The 20008-nt window shown below is 71.4% G+C and carries 16 protein-coding genes, 1 other RNA gene and 1 pseudogene; 11 read left to right on the forward strand and 7 right to left on the reverse strand.

The window, feature by feature from the left end:
* Positions 1–60 precede the first annotated feature (60 nt).
* Both ACIQTP_RS19985 and ACIQTP_RS19990 read left to right on the forward strand, forming a co-directional pair.
* Positions 61–873: a LysR family transcriptional regulator gene (locus ACIQTP_RS19985; protein WP_403401414.1), complete on the forward strand. Its 813-nt coding sequence runs from the start codon at positions 61–63 to the stop codon at positions 871–873.
* A gap of 51 nt (positions 874–924) precedes the next feature.
* A complete protein-coding gene (locus ACIQTP_RS19990) occupies positions 925–1785 on the forward strand; it encodes a helix-turn-helix transcriptional regulator (RefSeq protein WP_403401416.1) in 861 nt (286 codons plus the stop codon).
* A 12-nt stretch (positions 1786–1797) separates the two neighbouring features.
* Here ACIQTP_RS19990 and ACIQTP_RS19995 read toward each other — a convergent pair whose 3' ends face one another.
* Complete coding sequence (locus tag ACIQTP_RS19995; RefSeq protein ID WP_403401418.1) at positions 1798–2475, reverse strand: hypothetical protein; 678 nt, start codon at positions 2473–2475, stop codon at positions 1798–1800.
* 142 nt (positions 2476–2617) lie between these two features.
* Between ACIQTP_RS19995 and ACIQTP_RS20000 the strand changes: the two genes are divergently transcribed.
* Positions 2618–3454 carry a hypothetical protein gene (locus ACIQTP_RS20000; RefSeq protein ID WP_403401419.1) on the forward strand — a complete coding sequence of 279 codons (837 nt, stop codon included), beginning with the start codon at positions 2618–2620 and terminating at the stop codon, positions 3452–3454.
* A 19-nt stretch (positions 3455–3473) separates the two neighbouring features.
* On the opposite strand, the gene ACIQTP_RS20005 is transcribed toward ACIQTP_RS20000, so the two are convergent.
* Positions 3474–4568 carry a TIR domain-containing protein gene (locus ACIQTP_RS20005; RefSeq protein ID WP_403401421.1) on the reverse strand — a complete coding sequence of 365 codons (1095 nt, stop codon included), beginning with the start codon at positions 4566–4568 and terminating at the stop codon, positions 3474–3476.
* Positions 4569–4925: 357 nt separating this feature from the next.
* Here ACIQTP_RS20005 and ACIQTP_RS20010 point away from each other — a divergent pair, with 357 nt between their 5' ends.
* The 5 genes from ACIQTP_RS20010 (at position 4926) to ACIQTP_RS20030 (ending at position 13833) form a co-directional block, all read left to right on the forward strand.
* Positions 4926–6098 carry an FxsB family cyclophane-forming radical SAM/SPASM peptide maturase gene (locus ACIQTP_RS20010; protein ID WP_403401423.1) on the forward strand — a complete coding sequence of 391 codons (1173 nt, stop codon included), beginning with the start codon at positions 4926–4928 and terminating at the stop codon, positions 6096–6098.
* 252 nt (positions 6099–6350) lie between these two features.
* Complete coding sequence (fsxC, locus tag ACIQTP_RS20015) at positions 6351–7634, forward strand: FxsC protein (RefSeq protein ID WP_403401424.1); 1284 nt, start codon at positions 6351–6353, stop codon at positions 7632–7634.
* Positions 7631–11575, forward strand: coding sequence for an FxSxx-COOH system tetratricopeptide repeat protein (gene fxsT, locus ACIQTP_RS20020; RefSeq protein ID WP_403401426.1), 3945 nt, complete (start codon positions 7631–7633; stop codon positions 11573–11575). Before fsxC ends, fxsT begins: the two co-directional genes overlap by 4 nt.
* Complete coding sequence (locus ACIQTP_RS20025) at positions 11568–12584, forward strand: hypothetical protein (protein ID WP_403401428.1); 1017 nt, start codon at positions 11568–11570, stop codon at positions 12582–12584. Before fxsT ends, ACIQTP_RS20025 begins: the two co-directional genes overlap by 8 nt.
* A gap of 34 nt (positions 12585–12618) precedes the next feature.
* A complete protein-coding gene (locus ACIQTP_RS20030) occupies positions 12619–13833 on the forward strand; it encodes a hypothetical protein (RefSeq protein ID WP_403401430.1) in 1215 nt (404 codons plus the stop codon).
* On the opposite strand, the gene ACIQTP_RS20035 is transcribed toward ACIQTP_RS20030, so the two are convergent.
* The 4 genes and pseudogenes from ACIQTP_RS20035 to ACIQTP_RS20050 all read right to left on the reverse strand — a co-directional run bounded on the left by ACIQTP_RS20035 (position 13718) and on the right by ACIQTP_RS20050 (position 16222).
* On the reverse strand, positions 13718–13981 hold the full coding sequence (locus ACIQTP_RS20035) for a hypothetical protein (protein WP_403401432.1): 264 nt from the start codon (positions 13979–13981) through the stop codon (positions 13718–13720). The genes ACIQTP_RS20030 and ACIQTP_RS20035 overlap by 116 nt on opposite strands.
* A gap of 78 nt (positions 13982–14059) precedes the next feature.
* An RNA gene (gene rnpB / locus ACIQTP_RS20040) (RNase P RNA component class A) lies at positions 14060–14465 on the reverse strand.
* 70 nt (positions 14466–14535) lie between these two features.
* A pseudogene (locus ACIQTP_RS20045) lies at positions 14536–15372 on the reverse strand (DMT family transporter); the annotation flags it as partial.
* Positions 15373–15391: 19 nt separating this feature from the next.
* The gene (locus tag ACIQTP_RS20050) at positions 15392–16222 is read right to left on the reverse strand and encodes an AraC family transcriptional regulator (protein ID WP_402036958.1); all 831 of its coding nucleotides are present in this window, start codon (positions 16220–16222) and stop codon (positions 15392–15394) included.
* Between the two features lie 111 nt (positions 16223–16333).
* On the opposite strand from ACIQTP_RS20050, the gene ACIQTP_RS20055 reads away from it, so the two are divergent.
* Complete coding sequence (locus ACIQTP_RS20055; RefSeq protein WP_403401434.1) at positions 16334–17101, forward strand: MerR family transcriptional regulator; 768 nt, start codon at positions 16334–16336, stop codon at positions 17099–17101.
* The gene (locus tag ACIQTP_RS20060; protein WP_403401436.1) at positions 17098–17700 is read left to right on the forward strand and encodes a hypothetical protein; all 603 of its coding nucleotides are present in this window, start codon (positions 17098–17100) and stop codon (positions 17698–17700) included. Before ACIQTP_RS20055 ends, ACIQTP_RS20060 begins: the two co-directional genes overlap by 4 nt.
* Here the strand turns inward: ACIQTP_RS20060 and ACIQTP_RS20065 are convergent.
* Entirely contained in the window at positions 17651–19087 is a 1437-nt protein-coding gene (locus tag ACIQTP_RS20065) for an RNB domain-containing ribonuclease (protein ID WP_403401438.1), read from the reverse strand. The genes ACIQTP_RS20060 and ACIQTP_RS20065 overlap by 50 nt on opposite strands.
* A gap of 138 nt (positions 19088–19225) precedes the next feature.
* Here ACIQTP_RS20065 and yaaA point away from each other — a divergent pair, with 138 nt between their 5' ends.
* On the forward strand, positions 19226–20008 hold the full coding sequence (gene yaaA, locus ACIQTP_RS20070; RefSeq protein WP_403401440.1) for a peroxide stress protein YaaA: 783 nt from the start codon (positions 19226–19228) through the stop codon (positions 20006–20008).

Consider the following 20008-nt stretch of genomic DNA (forward strand, 5'->3'; position numbering starts at 1 on the left):
CTGCGCTCGCCCGATGTCACGCGTCCAATACCTCTTCGGGCACATTGATACCCTCAGGGCATGGATCTGGACCTGCGTAAACTGCGGTACTTCACGGCCGTCGCGCAGCACGAGCACTTCGGCCGCGCCGCCGCGCAACTGCACATCGCGCAGCCCGTACTGAGCCGTCAGATCCGCGCGCTGGAACACGAGTTGGGCTGCACACTGCTGGTGCGTACGACCCGCAGCGTGCGCCTGACCCCGGCCGGCCGGCAACTCTACGAAGACGCCCCGGGCGTGCTCGCCGCCGCGCGGGCCGCCACCCGCCGGGTGCACGGCGCCGCTCGCGCCGACCGACTGGTCGTCGGTTTCGCCCCCGGTCTGAGCGTCTCCCCCGCGGTCCGCGCGTTCGCCCGGACCCACCCCGACATCGAGGTCGAACTGCTCCACCTGAACTGGTACGAGAAGGGTGAGGCGCTCCGGGACGGCCGGGCCGACGTCGGCTTCCTGCGCCACCCCTTCGACGCGGCCGGGCTCCGCACCGTTGCGGTGGGCAGCGAGCCGAAGGTCGTGTGCATGCCCACCACGCACCCCCTGGCGTCCCGCCGCCGGATGACCCTGGCCGCCCTCGACGCCGAGACGATCCTGGACTTCCACGCGCGCCGCACCGCGACGGTGGAGGAGAAACTCGAACTCGTCGCCGCCGGGCGCGGCATCGCACTGCTGCCGCGCAGCGTCGCCCGCTCCTACTCACGCCCCGACCTCGCACACCGGCCGGTGACCGACGTACCGCCGGCCGAGATCTGCCTCGCCGTGCTCGAAGGCCGCCGCGACGGGCACGTGGACGACTTCCTGACCACCGCGGTGCACGCGCTGTCCGAACACCGCGCCTGAAACCCCGCGGTCGCTACCGGGGTTCCTGCGATTGTTGCGAAAATAGGGGCCATGACGCGCAACGCATCCACCGAACTGGGCGAATTCCTCAGGGCCCGGCGCGCGGAGCTCACCCCCCGTTCCGTGGGGCTGCCCGGCGGGGCCGTCCGGCGGGTGCCGGGCCTGCGCCGGGAGGAAGTGGCCATGCTGGCCGCGATCAGCACCGACTACTACACCCGCCTGGAACAGGGCCGCATCCAGGCGTCCGAGCCCGTCCTGGACGCCATCACCCGCGCCCTGGACCTGGACGAGGACCAGCGCGCGTACGTGTTCGAACTGGCCGGCAAGGAACCCGCGCGCCCGCGCCCGCAGGGCGTGCAGAAGGTCCAGCCGCAGTTGCGGCGGCTGCTCGACGACCTCGCCTCCATCCCCGCCATGGTCCTGGGCCGTCAGATGGACGTACTGGCCTGGAATCCGCTGGCCGCCGCCCTGATCGGCGACTTCGCCCGGATCCCGGCGGAGGAACGCAACTACGCCCGGATGGTCTTCTCCCCCGCCATGCGCGAGCTGTATGCGGACTGGGAGACCACGGCCCGCACGACGGTCGCCCAACTCCGCATGGAGGCCGCCCACAACGTCGTCTCCCCCCGCCTCACGGCCCTCGTGAACGACCTCTCCGAGCAGGACCCCGACTTCCGCCGCTGGTGGGCCGCCCACCACGTGGCCGCTCGCACCACCGGCACCAAGACCCTCAACCATCCGATCGCCGGCACCCTCGTCCTCGAATGGGACACCCTCACCGCCGGAACGGACCCCGACCAACAACTCATCATCTGGACCGCCGCCCCCGACACTCCCACCCAGGAGGGCCTGCGCTTCCTCGCGTCCTGGGCGGCGGGCAGCCAGGAGGCCGGCCGGGGCAGCTCGGGCTGAGGCCGGTGACGCCTATCCGGAGGAGGCGAGGGCGCCGACCATCAGATCGGGATCACGCACACCCGCCAGACGGGCGAAACTCAGCACGTATTCCCTGGTGTTGACCTGCAACCGGGCCAGTTCACGGCGGCACTCCGCCGCCTCCGTCCAGGCGGACTCGTTCAGTTCAGGGTGCGCGTTCTCGAACTCCCGCAGCCGCGGGTGCCACTTGGACAGGAACGGCCTCAACTCGCGGTTGAGCAGGTTCACCGCCAGGTACTCGACCGTGACACCGTCCCTGTGCGAGGTCGGCCGTGCGGCCTTGAGGATGTCGCGGGTCGTGGCGAACAGTCCGTACAGCGAGGTGAGGGCCTCGCGGAGGAATCCCTCGTCGTCGTCGAGGCGCTGGGTGGAGATACGGGTGACCGACTCGACGAAGAGCTGCCAGGAGACGGCCCGGGTGTGGTCGTTGACGACAAAGGTCAGCTCGCTCAGCTGCGGCACGGTGATCCGCACCTCGGTGAGGCTGGCCGTCCTGCGGTAGAACTCGGCCGCCAGTACGGCCAGGGCGCCCAGCACGGCGCCGATGGCCCCGAACGCGTAGACGCCACCGACGCTGCGCAGTCCGTACACGGCGGCTCCGGCGGCACCACCCCCGACGGCCGCGACGAGGACGCGAACGACACGACTACCAGAGAGTCCGGAGATCACTCGCAGGAGTGTAGTCGTGAAGTCCCCTTTTCCCCAGGGTGGTTGACGCGGCTCGGGACGGGGTGACGACGGCTCCGGGTGGGGTGACGAGGACGCGGGGTGGGGTGACGACGACGCGGACACCGGCCTGTGAGGATGAGGTATGGCGACTTCACTTCCTCCTGACACTCTCAAGGGCCGCACCCTCGCCCTGTCGGTCTCGCAGAGCCCCGATCTGGCCCGCCTCGGACTGAGCGAGGAGCAACTGCTTCTGACGCTCGGGGAGATCACCCGGCTTGTCCTGGGCGCGGGCGGGCACATCGCCTACGGCGGGCACCTCGGCCCCGGTGGCTACACCCCGGCACTCACCGCCGAGGCGGCTCGGCACGGCCGCGGTGATCAGCCGCTGCTGGTGTGCCTGGCCTGGCCGGAACACCGCAGGGTGCCCCTGTCGCAGCTGCGGGGCCGCCTCGATCTCGGCCGGGCGGGCCGCGTCGTCTGCCTCGATCCGGCCGGTCGTGAGACCGACCCGGCCGCGGGGCGCGGGGAGCCGGCCGAGACGGTCGACCCCGAACTGGCCCGTACTTCGCTCACCGCCATGCGCCGTTACCTGCGGGACCACACCGCCGCCCGGCTCCTGGTCGGCGGACGGCGCGCGGGTTTCCAGGGCGAGCTTCCGGGTCTGCTGGAGGAGGCGTTCCTCTCGCTGGACCCCGGGGATCCCCGGCCCCTCTATCCGGCGGCCGGTTTCGGCGGTGTGACCGTCGACATCGTGCGCGCCCTCGGGATCGACGACTGTGCCTGGCTGCCCGCCGATCCGGACGCGGCCCCGGACGATCCCCGGCTGCTTTCGGGGCTGGAGCGGCTGCGCGCCCGCGCGGAGGCCGCCGGGCCGTCCAACGGCCTGACGCGGGAGGAGAACCGGCGCCTGTCCGCCTCCCGCTCCCCGGGCGAGGTCGCCGAGCTGGTGGCCCTGGGTCTGGGACGTCTGGCGCCCTGATGACACGGCGGCCGGGACGTCATGGCGCCGCCGGGCCCTTCCTCAGGTACTTCAGCAGACGGTCCAGGTGCCCGTCCCCCGTGGCGGGGTCGATCTCATAGATGGAGACGGAGGCGGAGCCGGGGAACGTGGGCAGGTCGCCCACGTCGAACCTCGGGAAGACGACCCGGAGGATGCGCTTCTGCCAGGTTCCCCAGTTCTCGTAGACCTCGTCGAGAATGTAACCGCCCTCCCATGTCGCGCCCCGGCCCGTCCCCGGCTTCTCGCGGTGCTCGACCCGGCGCTTGTACGCGGGGGAAGCCACGGTCAGGATGTAGTCCGCCGCCTTCATCTCGTCGTGCATCCAGCGCAGCCAGTTCTGCGGTTCGTCGTCCACGTCCTGGTCCAGCCGCACGTCGATGTCCTCGCGCTTCAATAACTCGGACAACGACTTGACCTCTTTGGCGTGCGCGGGGTCGTTCTCGTCGTGCGCGTAGGAGATCAGCACACGCGGTGCGGGGGCCGGCGGCTTGGCCGGGTGGGAAACCTTCGGCTGGGACACGGCGGATCCTGTGGGTCGGGGCCTGGGGAAGACCGCGTTCGGCAGGGGCATGTCGTCGGCCGCCAACGACGGGAGGGAGGCGGCCAGTCCGGCGCGCACCCGCTCGGCCAGCTGTCTCAGGGCGTACTGGTAGGCGGACGAGCCGGGGCTCTTGCGTACGACCTTGTACAGCCCGTCCTTGTTGTAATCGGCCATCACGTCCCCGGCGATCATGGGAGGTCGGGGCAGGCCGGGCGGGGGGCTGTCGACGGTCCGCCAGCGGACCAGCACCCGCGTCGGCGAGCAGCTCGGGCGCCGCTGGGCGGGAACGCGGGCCAAACGGTGGTCGAACAGCGTCCAGTCGCCGACGCAGCCACCGTCCTCGAAGTAGTCCGGCGACCACAGCACGACCAGTACACCCGTCCCGGCAACGAGCAGGCGGCGCTCCTCCACCGTCATGTTGGGGTCGCACCTGCGGGCGTCGACCTTCTTGCCCAGCTGCCGGGCCACCTCCCTCGCCAGGTCGTCGTGGAAGCGCGCCGCATACGAGGGATTCTCGGCGGCGGCGAAACTCGTGACGAAGTAGCTTGCCATGGACAACCCCCTTCACTCCCCTTTGTCCACGAGCGCCCCCTCTTACGCCTGGGAGCCACGAAACGTTGGCCAGTTGACGTCTCACCGCGATCGAAGAGTCGTCCCTAAACTGAATGGGGGACTCTCATCACCGTGACGTCGATCATTTCGGCGAGAGATGCGCGTGCCCCAACGGGTCGATCGGGGGCAGAGATGAAGAGTTCACGGAACCTTCCTCCAGGGAAACCGACTTCGGTTTCGGACACTCCGCTTCCGCCCGTTCGGCCACTCACCGACAGTACGACACGCGCGGTCCTTCCGCACCGATGGCAGGGTCCCACTTTCGAACAGAACTGCCCGCCGACGGGGCATTGGCCAATGCCTCGCGTTTCCGTGACGCGGGACGGGCACACCACACTGACGGCATTCGACCAATTCGTCGTCAAGCTCCACAGCCGATGCAATCTCGCATGCGACTACTGTTACGTCTTCGAATTGCGGGACACCGGTTGGCGCAGCCGTCCGCGTACGATGCCGGCGGCCGTTCGGGAGCGGGTCGTGCGCCGAATAGCCGAGCACGTACGCCGGCACGGTCTGCGCCGGATCAGAGTGATCCTGCACGGGGGCGAACCACTCCTCGCCGGCGCGGCGGTGATCGACGAGTTCGCCGGTTCCGTGCGCCGGGCCCTCGCGGCGACGGGCGCACGCGTGGAGCTGGCCGTCCAGACCAACGGCACCCTGCTCACCGACGCCATGCTGGAGGTGCTGCTGCGGCACGGGATATGCGTCGGCGTCAGCCTCGACGGCGACGCGCAGGCCCACGACCGCCACCGTGGCCGGCGCGGGAGGGACAGCGGCGCACGGCACGGCAGTCACGCCCAGGTGGCCGCGGCCCTCGCCCGGCTCGACACCCCGCGCCACCGGGGACTGTTCGGCGGCCTGCTGTGCACGGTGGACCTGGCCAACCCGCCCCGGGATACCTACGACGCCCTGGTGTCGCACCGCCCGCCGGCCGTCGACTTCCTGCTGCCCCACGGGACCTGGGACGCCCCACCGGTGGGCGCGGGGGGCACCCGGGCGCCGTACGGGGCCTGGCTGTGCGAGGTGTTCGACCGGTGGGACGACACCGGACGTCCGGTGCGGGTGCGGCTGTTCGAGTCGGTCATCGGTATGTGCCGGGACCACACCGGCAGCAGCGCCGAGACGCTCGGCACCCTGCCCGCCGCCGTCGCGGTGATCGAGACCGACGGCGCCCTCGTGTGGACGGACTCGCTCAATGTCGTCGCCGACGGCGCCTCACACACCGGTGCGAACATATTCAGCCATTCCTTCGACGGTGTACTGGCGCTGCCCGGCGCTCCGGAGCACGGAGTCGGATCACTCTGCGCCACCTGTCGGTCCTGCGCCCTGGTCGACATCTGCGGCGGCGGACTCCGTGCTCACCGCTATGGCAAGGAACAGGGTTTCGCCAATCCGTCGGTGTACTGTCTGGACCTCACTTGGCTCATCCAGCACATCGGCCGCCGAACAGCACCGCTGAGCCGAGCTTGAACATGCGCCCGAAATCGTGTGTCAACTCGTCCAGATATCCGAAATTTTAGCCACTTCAAAGGAATCCGAGAGATGGCTCGGTTTCAAACCAGCCCCCATGAGGGCAAAATTGCCTATCATAGACCTGAATTGGCGTCGATGGACAGGCTCGGGCAGACCGACGCGCGAGCCGACGCCGATGGGGGGCAATGGGGCGGTGACAGGCCATCGTCGTACGGGAGGCTGGTCCCTTGGGGGGTTGCTGTGGGGCCGTTGTTCTACACCAGTTACGCCGGCTCGACCGGTGACAGAGGACCGGTCCAGCGGTTCCACGCGGACGTCCAGAACGAGATCTTCAGCATGCTCGGCCGACACCCCCGCAACGAAGGCAGCCTGCAGCGCGCGGAGCCCGCGCTCGGCCCCGACCCGGCCGTCCTCATCTGTCGCTCCCTGCTGGTGCTCTACTCGGCCGACTACCTGAACGACGCCCAGTGCGCGCGGGAATGGTCCGTCTTCCGTGAGCGCATGCAGCGCCGGCTGTGGCGGACCGGGGAGCCCGCGGACGCCCTGGTCGGCGTGTTGTGGCGGGCCGACTCCCTGGTACTGCCCCGCGCGGTGGCGAAGACGGGCCAGCTGCTGGACGACCTCGGGGAGGGCTACCAGGGACCGGGCGTGGCAGGGCTGCAACGCGACCCGAGCGCCTGGGAGCGGTACCGCGGGCTGGTGCGCCGGGTCGCCGAGCGCCTCACCCGTGCCGCACGAACACCGCTGCCCGCCATGGCCACGACCGACAGCGCCACCGTGGAGCCGTACTTCGGGCCCCCGCACGAGCAGCGCACCTCCCGCGCCGCCCCCCCGCCCCCGCCGCGCCGGCCCGGTGAACGCCATCTGGTCCTGGCCATGCTGGCCGGCACCCGAGCCGGGATGGAGGGGCTGCGCCAGTCCGTCGACACCTACGCGGAGACCACGGCGGAGTGGCGCCCCTTTCGCCCCCACAGCGACGAGCCCGCGGCTGCCATCGCCGGCCGGGCGGCGCACGCCTGCGGCATCGAGCGGCTGACCGTCGTCGCCCTGGACGACACCGGCGCGGACCCGCTGCGCGAGGTCGACGCGTCCGCCGTGGTCGTGGTGCTGGTCGACCCGTGGATGACGGGCGACTCGTACCTGTCGGTGCTGTGGGAGCGACTGGCGCGTTCGGGGGCGCGCGTCGCGGCGGTCATCACCGTGCTGCCGCAGTTCGACGAGGAGAGCCATCGCCACGCGGGCGAGCTGCGCGAGGCGCTGGCCCGTACTCCGGCGAGGCAACTGGGCGCCGCGCACCACGAGGCGGGCACACCCGGCTCACTCAAGCACGCCATGGCGGCGGTGATCGCCGATGCCTTCACCGACGTCGGGGAGGAGGGCCCGTTGCCGGGCAGAGCGGCTGAGCCGCCTCTGGAGAACGCGGCGGAGCGGATCGTGCGCAAGGAGCGCGAACGGGCCGGCTGGCTCAGGCACCGAGCGCCCTGGCCGCCGTTGGTCAGTGGAACACCCAGGGAATCGTGGGGCGGGGGATGAGCACACCCGGTCGGCAGACGAAGATCATCACGTTCTACTCGCACAAGGCGGGCGCGGGCCGCACCATGACGCTGGCGAACATCGCCTGGATCATGGCCAGTCAGGGCAAGTCGGTGCTCACCGTCGACTGGGATCTGGAGGATCCCGCACTGCACCTGTACTACTCCAAGTACCTCCCGAACCGTGACCTGAGCACGAGCGACGGCATCCTGGACATGTTCTCCACCTTCGCCGCCACGGCGACCAGCCAGGAGCGGGGTTCGGAGCATCTGCGCGGACTGCACCTCCAGCACACCGACTTCAAGCGCTACGACGTCGACGTCCACTATCCGTTCCCGAACGGCGGCCACCTGTACTACCTGGGGCCCGGACGGCAGGACGACCGGTACCGCGACCGGCTGCGCGCCTTCGACTGGGACCGGTTCCAGGGCACCGACGACGGCAAGGAGTTCCTCGCCGCGCTGCGGGCCCGGATGCGCGAGAGCGAGTACGACTACATCCTCATCGACAGCCGCGCCGGGTTCTCCGCGGACGCCGGCATCTGCACGCTGGCCCTGCCGGACACCGTCGTCATCGGCCTGGGTCTGAACCGGCAGGCCGTCGAGGGGGCCCGGGACATCGCGCGGCGGATCGAGGCGCAGCCAAGACCCATCGCGTTCCATGTGGTGCCCATGCGCGTCGACACCACCACCGAGCCGACCCGTTTCGAACGCGCTCTCGCCGAGGCCCGCACGGCACTCGACCCGTATCTGGGCATCACCGGGGAGGAGGCGCTGAACGCCTACTGGAACGGGGTGCTGATCCCCTATCAGCCCCGTTTCTCCTTCAGCGAGGAACTCGCTGTCATGATCGAGAACCCGCTCCAGACCCGCACCCTGCTGCACGCCTGCGTCAAGGCCGCTCAGCGCATCACGGACGGTGCCGTCGCCGCGTTCGAGCTGCCGCCGAAGGATCTGCGCGAGGAGTACGCCGGCTGGAACGGTCACGCGGAGCGGGACGTGACTCCGCCGACCGTGACGGTGCTGAACGCTCCCGACGACCAGCTGTGGGCCGACTGGATCGGCGAACAGCTCGGCGCCGCCGGCATCAAGGCGCAGCTGGCCCAGCCGGACACCGATCCGTTCCCCGGCGGCCTGGACGCCGACGAGGACCGCGATCTGGACTGCGGCCCCGACTCCGACTACGTCGTCGCCCTGCTCTCCCGGCGTCTGGAGGGCACCGCGGCGGGCAAGACGATCGCGAGCCTCGCGGTGGGGGCGCCCGTGGGGGGCGCCCAGCCGCCGAAGGTCGTGGGCCTGCGAATCAGCACCGCGCGACTCGCCCCGCACTTCGACTGGCCGGACGCGGTCAACCTCGCCGGACAGCAGGAACGCGCGGCCCACCAGGCCCTGCTCTCCCGCTTCTCCCCTGAGGTCACCGGCGCCCCGTTCTGTCCGGCGGACCGGACGCGCTTCCCGGGCCGGCAGCCGGAGGTGGTGTCCCTGCCGATGCGCGACGTCCGCTTCGTCGGACGCACCCGCCAACTCGCCGAACTGCACCGGCTGTTGGCCTTCTCGACGGCCGACCACGTCGCTCCGCGCGTCCTGTGGGGCATGAAGGGGACCGGCAAACGCCAGGTGGCCCTGGAGTACGCGCATCGCTTCGCCTCCCAGTACGACCTGGTGTGGTGGATCCCGGCAGGCAGCGACGACGACATCCGGGCCGCGCTGCGTGAACTGGCCCGGGAGCTCAACGGCGCCAAGGGCGGCGCGCGCAGCGGCGACGACCCGGCCGCCCTGCTGGCGGACCTGCGGACCGGGCGGTACTGCTCCCGCTGGCTGCTCGTCTTCGACGGGGCGAAGGACAGCGAGGCCCTCGAGCCGTTCCTGCCGACCACCGGCCCCGGCCATGTGCTGATCACCTCGCTCAACCCCGTGTGGTCTCCCGGGTTCGAGACCCAGCAGATCGACTCGTTCACCCGCGAGGAGAGCCTGCGCCTGCTCCGAAGCGGGCTCCCGGGAGCGGACACCGCCGCCCTGGACCGGCTGGCCGAGCGGCTCGGGGACCACCCGCTGATGCTCAACGCGGCCGTGGCCGAGCTGAGTTCCTATCCCGCGCGCGCGGACGACTACATCGCACTCATCGACCGGCGGGAGTCCGACGCCCCCGACGGGGTGCTCCCGCAGTACCGGACGATGGACACGATCTACCGGGGGATCTACGAAGGGCTGCGCCGGCGGTTCCCCGCCGCGGCCCGGCTGCTGGAGCTGTGCTCCTTCCTGTCGGCGGACGGCGTGGGCATGCGGGTCATCGAGTCACCGGGCATGATCGAGCGGCTGGTCCGGTTCGACGAGAGCCTTGAGGACACCCTGCGCCTGCGGAACGTGGTCAACCAGCTCTCGCGCGCGACGCTCGCCGTGGTGGACCAGAAGGCCGGGCGGCTGAAGGTGCACCGGATCCTCCAGGACCTGGTACGGAGCTGGATGACCCCCGAGGCGCGGGAGGAGACCCGCGCGGAGGTCCTGGCCGTACTGGCCGCGATGGTGCCCACGGACCTCCAGCGGCACGAGCAGCGGCACTGGTCGGACTTCGCCGAACTCGACCGGCATCTGGAGCCCTCCGGCGCGCTGGAGAGCTCCGACCGCCAGGTGCACCGCTGGCTCGTCAGCCAGGTCTACCACCGGCGGACGTCGGGACTGTGGGACGAGGCACGCGCCCTGGGCAACCGCATCCTGGACCACTGGCGCGCGGATCCGGCCATGGGCGACAGCCACACCATGGTGCTGCTTCTGGAATCCGAGGTGGCGGCGGCCTGCCGGGCGCTCGGCCAGTACGAGTGCGCGCTGGGGCTGTCCCAGCACTCGGTCCAGATCCTGCGCGAGCGCAACAGCAGCGACGTCTACACCCTGATGGCGGCCCGCGGTTACGCCGCCGACCTGCGCGCCACCGGCCGCTTCCGGGAGGCCTTCGTCGAGGACAGCCGCACCTATCAGGGCCTGGTCAGGGAGATCAGCCAGGAGCACAACGCGACGCTCGACGCCTCCATCAACCTGGCGCTGTCCAAGTTCTACATGGAGACGGTCAAGGCCGCCGTCGATCTGGACCGGGACACCTACGCGATCCGCAAGCGGCAGTACGGCGAGAACGACTTCCGGCCCTGGATCTCGTACGCCAATCTCGGCACGTACTTCCGGGAGCTCGGTGAACTGGGCGACTCCGAGAGGTACTTGGCCCGTAGCTGCGAGCGGTTCCTCACCCTCACCGGGAAGGACTCCCACCGCTACCTGGGCGTGCTGGCCAGCCTGGGCATGACCATGGTGCGCAGGGGGGACACCGACGAGGGGCTGAAGCGACTGCAGGACGCGCGGGCGGGCTTCAGCCGGCAGTGGGGCGACCGCCATCCGAGCACCATGGCCTGCGACCTGTCCATCGCGATCGGCCTGCACGCCTCCGGCCGGCTCGCCGACGCGGCGGACAGCATGCCGGACCTGCACGACCGCTATGTCGAGGTGTTCGGTCCCACGCATCCCTTCACGAGCATCTGCCTCAGCAATATGGCTTTGTACCTACTGGCGGCCGAGGCTCCCGACCAGGCACTGTCCCACGCACGGAAGGCCGTGTACCAGCTCGAGAACTCGTTCGGGTCCGGTCATCGCTACACGCTGGTCGCACGCATGAACCAGAGCAACTGCCGATCCGTGCTGGGGTACGACACCAGCACGGAGGACATCGGGATCCACGAGGACTGCGAGCAGGCCACGGCATGGGGGGAGCGGCATCCGGTGACGCTGACCGCGCTGGCCAACCGGCTGGCCTCCGGTTCGGACGACCAGGTCGAGCTGCGGGCAATCCTCCGGCAGCGGGTCTCCGAATACCTCCCTGCCGGGCACCCCCTCGCCGCCGCGCTGCCGGCCGATCCGTATCGGAGGGTGGGCGCGGACCTGGAGGTGCAGGATGTCTGACCCCCAGGGCGCCACCGCGCGCGCCACGGCTCGATTTCCGGACGGGGAGACACCACAGATGGCTCAACTGGCGGCACAGTTACATGGGTTGCTCCACTCCGAGGGGCTGGCGCACTTGGTGCTCTATGACGGCGACACGGCGAAGGTCGTCCTCGACGCGTCCGTGGCACCGTCCACCGGAGAATTCGCGCTTTCCCCGGAATCCGTCTCCCATGAACGCACCGGGCGCCAGCTGTATTACATTCTCGAAGAACTCGAGCCGGATTTCACGGCGCTGCGCACCGGCGCACTCATTCGGACCGTATTGCGCGTGCCGACGGGTGCCGTCCTCTATTACCTCGTCGAGCCGGGATTCCATCTCTACGGCGCCACGGCGGCCATGGACCGCCTCGACGAACTGGACGCCAGGATGGCCGAATGCGTCAATGGTCTGCGGCTGCCCGCGCGCTACAGCCCGTTGAACTACGGCTCCTGGTTCAACGACGAGCCGTGGTCGGGCCAACCTGCCGCCCTGCCCGGGACCCCGGCCCCCGATGCCGTTCCCTCCCCCGACGCGTCTCTTCCGGCCGGTCCTTATGTGGCCGAGAATCGGCCCGCGGCCGCGGCCCCGGCGCCCGGCGTCGAGGACGCCCTGCGGTCGGTGCTCGACGTCCAGGGCCTGCACTACATCGCGTACCACCAGTCGCCGACGACGGCCTGGGGCTACGACATCTTCGATCATCCGGGGCTCGGAGACTTCTTCCGGGTGCAGACCCCGGACCGGCGCCGTAGCCGGTACGGCCGGATGGGCCAGCTGCTGCCCGGCGTCACGCAGCGCATGAACCTGTCCCTGCGGGCGATCCTGCAGGGCGAGCTGCTCCAGGTGGTGCTCGACGTGGAGCAGGGTGCCGTGTACTTCCACGCCCTTCCCGGCCGGCGCTTCCTCATGGGGGTGACGCTCGACCAGTCGAGGGTCACGGAGGCGGATCAGCGGATCGCCCGGCTCGGGAGCGAGTTGGCCGAGGGCTGACAGGCGGCGCGGGCAGGCCCGGAGGGACGCGGTCGTGACACCCCAGAACTGTGATGACACGGTCGTGGATGACACGGTCGTGGCGTCCCGGAACAGCGATCCGGGAACGGCGCGCGCCGCCCTGAGGGCACTCCTGCGCCCGCTCCTCCTGCCGCTGTGCCTCGCGGGCGCCGGCTGTCTGGTCGGCCAGTGGCTGACGCTCGACGTCCGGGCGCACGGCGGGTGGTACGGCTGGCTCAGTTCGGGCCTCCTCGCGGTCGGGCTGTACGGCAGCGCCCAGGGAATCAGCCGACCGCAGGTGCGGGGTGACCTCTACCGGATCGTCGTCGCGATCACCTTCGGTGTGGTGGTCAAGGCGGCGTTCATCGCGGGGGCGTTGTGGCTCGCGTTCCCCGACCGTCCCGAGTACCTCGTCCTCGCGGTGGCCATGGCGCAGATCGACCCGCTGTCCGTGTCCGCGATGCTGGAGAGCCGTGACATGTCTGCGCGCGCGAAGTCCCTGCTCGCGGCCTGGGCCTCGTTCGACGACCCGGTGACCACCGTCCTGGTGGTGATCCTGGGGTCACTGGTTCTGGAGAACACCGTGAGCGTCGCCTCCGGCACCCAGGACTACGCGACGACACTGATCGGCAACCTTGTCTTCCTGTCGGTGGCGGCGGTGGTGTGGGCGGCGCTGCGGGAGCGCGGACCGGCCGACGCCGTCCCGTTCCCCGCCCTGCGCGGGCCACGGCAGGTCCGGCGGATCCTCCAGTACGCGGGCCTGGCGGCCCTGCTCGCCACGGCCACTTGGCAGTTCCTCATGCTCGGGCTCGCACTGTCCGCGCTGTTCTTCCGGCCCGCGCTCGGCGCGTGGCTGGGGCGGGCGACCAACACCGCGCTGGTCGTGGCCACTTTCCTGCTGGGCGTGTTGCTGGCCGGGGGTGCCGACTTCGCCGTGGGAGCGGTGCTGGGGGTCGCCACCTTCGTGGCGCAGATGCTTGTCGCCGCCGTGGTCGGCCTCGGTTTCTCGCGCCACGACCGGGCCGCGCTCTGTCTGAGCCAGCAGAACGGCATCACGGCGATCATTCTGGCGCTCCTCCTGGAGCCCGGGCTGCCCGCCGCGGTGGCGATCGTCGCCCCGGCGATTCTCGTGGTCAATGTGCTGCACCTGACGTCCACCGCCCTGCTGGCCCGCAGCCAGCGGTACCGGCCCGTCCGGCCTGAGGACACCCCACCGGGTGGACCGCGCCTTGGACCTGCGGAGACGTGAAGCGGCAGACGGTCGGGCAACCCCTCAGTTGCCATACCTTCGTGAAGGCCCGCTGGGCGGCCGGGGCGTCGAGGTGGGCGCCGGCCGCGGCGTACGAGCCGAGACCGAGGCCCGCGCCGAACCGGGAGGCGATCGAGGAGAAGAGCACGAACGCCGTCAGCTCACGGTCGGCGGTCAGATCGAAAGAGGCCCCGACCGCACCATGAGTCGGTCAGGGCCACGCCGGCAGACGAGTCGGGCTGTACGCCGGGTTCTGTCGCCCGGTCGCCTCGCGGCGGCCGGGGAGACGGCCATCCATCTAGGACCGGCGTTGCCGCCGGTCTCGTGCGGTCTACCCGCGGACTCGGGCGGGCAGCCCTCGAACGTCCGCGCAGAGCCGCCTCTCACAGCGGCTCCTTTTGACCTTGCTCCAGGTGGGGTTTACCTAGCCGCCTGAGTCACCTCAGGCGCTGGTGGTCTCTTACACCACCGTTTCACCCTTACCCGGCGCCGAAGCGCCGGGCGGTCTGTTTTCTGTGGCACTGTCCCGCGGGTCACCCCGGGTGGCCGTTAGCCACCACCTTGCCCTGTGGAGCCCGGACGTTCCTCGGGAAGGCTCACAAGAACCTCCACGCGGCCGTCCGCCCGGCTCGTCTGCCGTGTGGACCATGGTACCGGGCGCGCGGTGCGCCTCGGTCCGGCCGTCGCCGTCGCCAGGACCGAGCCCGCGAGGATGAGGGCGAAGGCCGCGAGGGTGCCGGGGGTCAGGCGTTCGTCGAGGAAGAGGGCGCCCGCGGCGACGGCGACGGCCGGGTTGACGTACGTGATCACCATCGCCCGCGCCGGGCCCGCCTCCTTGATCAGTTCCAGGAAGGCCACGAAGGCGACCGCGGTGCAGATGACGCCGAGGCCGGCGAGGGCGGCCAGGATCTGCGGGGAGGGGAGCCCGGTGGGGCCGGTGACGACCGCCGCGGGGGCGTAGACCAGGGCCGCCAGGGTCAGGCAGGCGGCCGTGAGGTGGAGCGAGGGGACGTCCTTGAGGTGGCGGGCGACTATGACGGGGGCGGTCGCGTACCCGACCACCGTCAGCAGCACCTCGGCGAGCGAGCGGGCGTCCCCGCCGGTCAGGTGCGGAACGGTGAGGACCGCCACGCCGGACAGACCGAGGGTCAGGCCCGACACGCGGCGGGCGCCGAGGCGTTCCGTGTCGCCGAAGAGACGGGCCACGGCCACGCCCACGATCGGTACGCCCGCGATCAGCAGGCCCGCCGTGGAGCTGGAGAGATGACGCTCGGCGTCCGTGAGGGTCCACCAGGGGACCATGATCTCGATGCACGCGAAGGCCAGCATGGGGCGCCAGTGCGTCCGTACGGTCCGGCCGAAACCGGCAAGGCCCCCTTGGCGGATCGCGAAGGGGAGCAGCAGCGCGGCGCCCACCGCGCAGCGCGTGAACACCACCGTCGACGGGGACACACCGTCCACCGCCACTTTGATCATCAGGTAGGGGATGCCCCAGACCACTCCCATCAGGGAGAACAGGAACCAGCCGCGTGCAGTCATGGGTGCAGTTTCGGCGGCGTCAGCGCCCGCCGTCTTGAACGCTGTTGCGGTACGCCGCCGGGGTCACTCCCAGCACCCTGCGGAACCAGCGCGTCAGGTGCGCCTGGTCCGCGAAGCCCACGAGCGGGGCGACCTCGGCGGGGCGCAGGCCGCTCTCCAGCAGGGCGCGGGCCCGGTTCACCCGGTACTGGGCCAGCCAGGCGTACGGCGGTATCCCCATCGTCGTACGGAAGGCGCGCAGGAGCTGGTAGCGGGAGAGGCCCAGGTCGGTGGCGAGTTCGGCGAGGGAGGGCGGAGTCGTGACTTCGTCGGCGAGGCGGTCGCGTACGGCGTGGGCTATGTGGGCGGCTCCCGGGACCGTGTCGCACGCGGGGCGGGCCGTGGAGTGGCGGCGGGCGAGGGCGGCCAGCAGCCAGGGGAGGCGGGACTCGGCCTCCAGGGGGTCGGGGCAGGCGCTCAGGTCCGTGTGGGCGGTGCGCAGGGCGGCGGCCAGTTCGGGGTCGTCCAGGACCGGGTCCCGGAAGTGCGGGGGGCTGCCCACAATCCCCTCGGTGAGCAGGGAAGGCTCGGCGTACAGGGCCCGGTAGGCGTAGCCGTCGGAAGCGGCCGGGCCGCCGGTGTGCATCTCGCCCGGAGCCAGGACGACGATCGAGCCGGGGCCGGTGTGGATGCGGCCGCCCCGGTAGTCGATGACCTCGGAGCCGCCGACGCAGACTCCGATGGTGAACTCGTCGTGGGCGTGTGGTGCGTAGCGGTGCTGGTCGAAGTGTGCGGTCAGCAGGTCGAGGGGCGGACCGTCACGGCCGAGAGTGGCCCGGGCCCAGCGGGCCTCCTCACGTCGTGCCCCCATGGCCGCCTCCCCTGGTCTCGTCAAGGGTGCAACGCCGCCGGCCCGCGTTTCCATGCCGACAGGGAACTCCTCGCTTGACCTTGCCGCAACGTCAACGTTTCTACTGAGGGCATGCGGATCGGAGAACTCGCCGTCGCCGTCGGTGTCACCACGCGGACGGTACGGCACTACCACCATCTCGGGCTGTTGCCGGAGCCCGAGCGGCGCCCCAACGGCTACCGGGACTACACGCTGCGGCACGTCGTCGTGCTCGCCCGGATCCGGCGGCTGACCGAGCTGGGACTGGGGCTCGCCGAGGTGCGGGACGTGCTCGCGGACGACGCGGGGCGCGATCTCGCCGAAGTGCTCGAGGAGCTCGACGCCGATCTCGCCCGGCAGGAGGCGGCGATCCGGGAGCGGCGGGACCGGCTGCGCGCCCTGCTGGACCGGGGCGCGAACCTGCCCGCCGAGGGCCCCGTCTCTCCCGAACTGGCCGCGCTGCTCACGGGGATGGCGCACGGCCCCGAGTCCCCCATGGCCGCCAGGGACCGCGAGGTGCTCGCTCTGATCGACACCGTGGCCTCGCCCGAGAACCGGAAGCGGCTGATGGCGGCGCTGGGCAGTGCCTTCGAAACGCCCGCCGCCGTGGCGCGGGCGCACGAGGTGTACGCGCTGCTCGACGCGCTCGCCGACGCCGACCCGCACGACCCTGCCGACCCGCGCGTGGACGAGGCGGCCCGGGCGCTCGCCGACTGCCTGCCCGATTCCCTGCTCACGGAGCGCGACCTCGCTCCCGGCCTCGACGACGGCTTTCTGCGCTCCCTCTACGCCGACGTCGCCCCGGCCCAGGCGGAGGCGGTCCGGCGCGCGATGCGGATGTTCACGGAGCGCGGGCGATGAGGATCGCGCGCGCCCTCGTACGGCATGAACTGCGCTTGTTCGCGAGCCTGTTGCTGTGGCTGACCCGGCGGACGCACGGCACGCGCGACGGGCGCCCCTTCGGTCACGCGCGAGGTCAGGGCGCCATGACGTGGGGGCTCACCTTCGTGTGCGTCGTCGAGACGGCCGGGATGGCGGTGCTGCTGCGCGGGTGGCCGGTCGTCCACGCGGTCGTCCTCGTCCTCGACGTCTACACCGTGCTGCTGGTCGTCGGCGTGCACGCGGCCTGCGTGACGCGGCCGCACATCCTCGACTCCGCGCACCTGCGCGTCCGCGACGGCGCGCACGTGGATCTGCGGATACCCCTGGCGGACATCGCGGCGGTGCGCCGCGAGCTGCGCACCACGCACAAGCCCGCCGAGGACGAACTGAACCTCGCGGTGGGCGCCCAGACCGACGTGACCCTCGAACTGACCGCCCCGGTACCGCACTTCACCTTCCTGGGCCGGGAACGTCGCGTCCGTCTCGTACGGCTGCACGCGGACGACCCCGACGAGCTCGTACGGGCCCTCACACGGGCGCGAACCGCACCTTCGCCGTCCCCGGGTCGGCCTGGGTGAGGCGTACCCGCAGCCGCTCCCCCAGCGGCAGCGTCACCGTGCCGCCCTCGATGCGGGCGACGACTGCGGGTGACGCCAACTGGACGGTTCCGACCGTGGGTTGACGCTCCATCACGTCCACCACACACCCGTCGAAGATGTCTCCGACCCGGTCCCTGAGGAGCGCGGCCTCGACGATGTCGACGCACTCGCGTTCCACGACGCCCGCGCGTCGGGAGCCCTCGGCCATCTCCTTGGGGAGGGTGTCGAGGGCGGTGAGGACCCAGTCGGGGGGTGGTTCGTCCGCGGCGGCGGCCAGACAGAGTTCCGAGGCGTAGCGGTCGACGAGACGGCGCAGGGGGGCCGTGCAGTGGGCGTAGGGCGCGGCCACGGCGGCGTGGGAGGTGACCTCCGGGAGGGCGCCGCCTCGGAACACCGTGTAGCCCGCGCCGCGCAGCAGCGTCGTGCACTCCTGGAGGAAGGCGGCGTGGCGCGGCAGGTGCGGGTCGAGGGAGCGGACGAGCCGCGCGTACGAGACGTGGTGCGGCCAGTCGATGTGCAGGGCCCTGGCCGTGCGGCGAAGGCGGCCGACCGCGCCGTCGGGGGCGGCGGGCAGCGTGCGCAGGACGCCGGTGCCGTGCGCGAGCATCAGCTCGGCCGCCGCCATCCCGGTGAGCAGGGAGATCTGCGCGTTCCAGGCGTCGGCGGGGAGCGGGGCGCGGTAGACGAGTTCGTACGTCCCGTCCGTCTCGAGGATCTCCTGTTCGGGGACGTTGAGGGAGATCCCGCCGCGCTCCACCTCAAGGCGCTCACGCAGCGTCCCGATGTCCTTGAGGAGGGCGAGCGGCTCCTCCGCCGTGCCGTCGTCGATCCACTTCTGTACGTGCGCGTAGTCGAGCTTGGCGCGGCTGCGGACGAGGGCCCGGCGTACGTCGACGCTCCGGGTGCGGCCGTCCGCGTCCAGGTCGATCGTCCAGAGCACGGCCGGGCAGGTCTGGTCGGGCAGGAGGCTGGCGACGCCTTCGGAGAGCCGGGTCGGGTGGAGGGGGACCTTCTCGTCCGGGAAGTAGAGGGTCGTCACGCGGCGGTGTGCCTCGGCGTCCAGGGCGCCGCCGGGGGCGACGAAGGCGGCGATGTCGGCGATCGCGTACCGGACGCGGTAGCCGCGGCCGTTCTCGCGGCGGGACAGGTGCATCGCCTGGTCGAGGTCGGTGGACGTCGGCGGGTCGATGGTGAGGAAGGGGATGTCCGTCGCGTCGTGGGGAGGCAGGCGGGGTGGCCGGGTGGCCTCCTCCAGTGCGCCGGGCGGGAAGCTCCCGGGCACGCCCAGCTCGGTCCGCAGGGCGCACAGGGCGGCCTGCAGAGGAGCCCCCGGTACGCAGCTGGCGCGGATGTGGCGGCACGGCATGGGTCGAGCGTAGGTCGCGCGCCTGCGGGCGGCACCCCGAGCGGGTGGACATCCGGGCGGCGCCCCGAGCGCGTTCGACGTCCGGGAGGACCCCTTAGGCTGGCGCCGGGCCACACCCACCGTTAGGAGAACACCACCGTGCTCGTGCTGCTGCCGCCTTCCGAGGGCAAGGCGCCCTCCGGCCGGGGAACCGCGCTGAAGCTGGAGTCGCTGTCCCTGCCCGGGCTCACCGAGGCGCGTCGGGCGGTCCTCGACGAGCTGGCCGAGCTGTGCGCGGGCGACGAGGCGAAGGCACGCGAGGTGCTCGGGCTGAGCGAGGGCCTGCGCGGCGAGATCGCCAAGAACACGGAGCTGCGCACCTCGGGCGCGCGTGCGGCCGGGGAGATCTACACGGGGGTGCTGTACGACGCCCTGGACCTGGCCTCGCTGGACACGGCGGCCAAGCGGCGCGCGGGCCGCTCGCTGCTCGTCTTCTCCGGGCTGTGGGGCGCGGTCCGGGTGACGGACAAGATCCCGTCGTACCGCTGCTCGATGGGGGTGCGGCTGCCGGGGCTCGGGGCGCTGGGCGCGCACTGGCGTACGCCGATGGCCGCCGCGCTCCCCGAGGCGGCCGGCGGCGGGCTGGTGCTCGACCTGCGGTCCTCGGCGTACACGGGCGCGTGGAAGCCGAAGGGCGAGGTGGCCGGGCGGACGGCGACGGTCCGGGTGCTGCACGCGCCCACCCGGAAGGTGGTCAGCCACTTCAACAAGGCGACGAAGGGGCGGATCGTACGGAGTCTGCTGGCCGCGGGCGCCGCGCCCGCCGATCCGGCGGAGCTGGTGGAGGCCTTGCGGGACCTCGGGTACGAGGTGGAGGTGCAGGCGCCCGCGCGGGCGGGGACGGCCTGGGCGCTGGATGTGCTGGTGAACGAGGTGCACTAG

The sequence above is a fragment of the Streptomyces sp. NPDC090798 genome, assembly GCF_044768965.1.
Classification (GTDB): domain Bacteria; phylum Actinomycetota; class Actinomycetes; order Streptomycetales; family Streptomycetaceae; genus Streptomyces.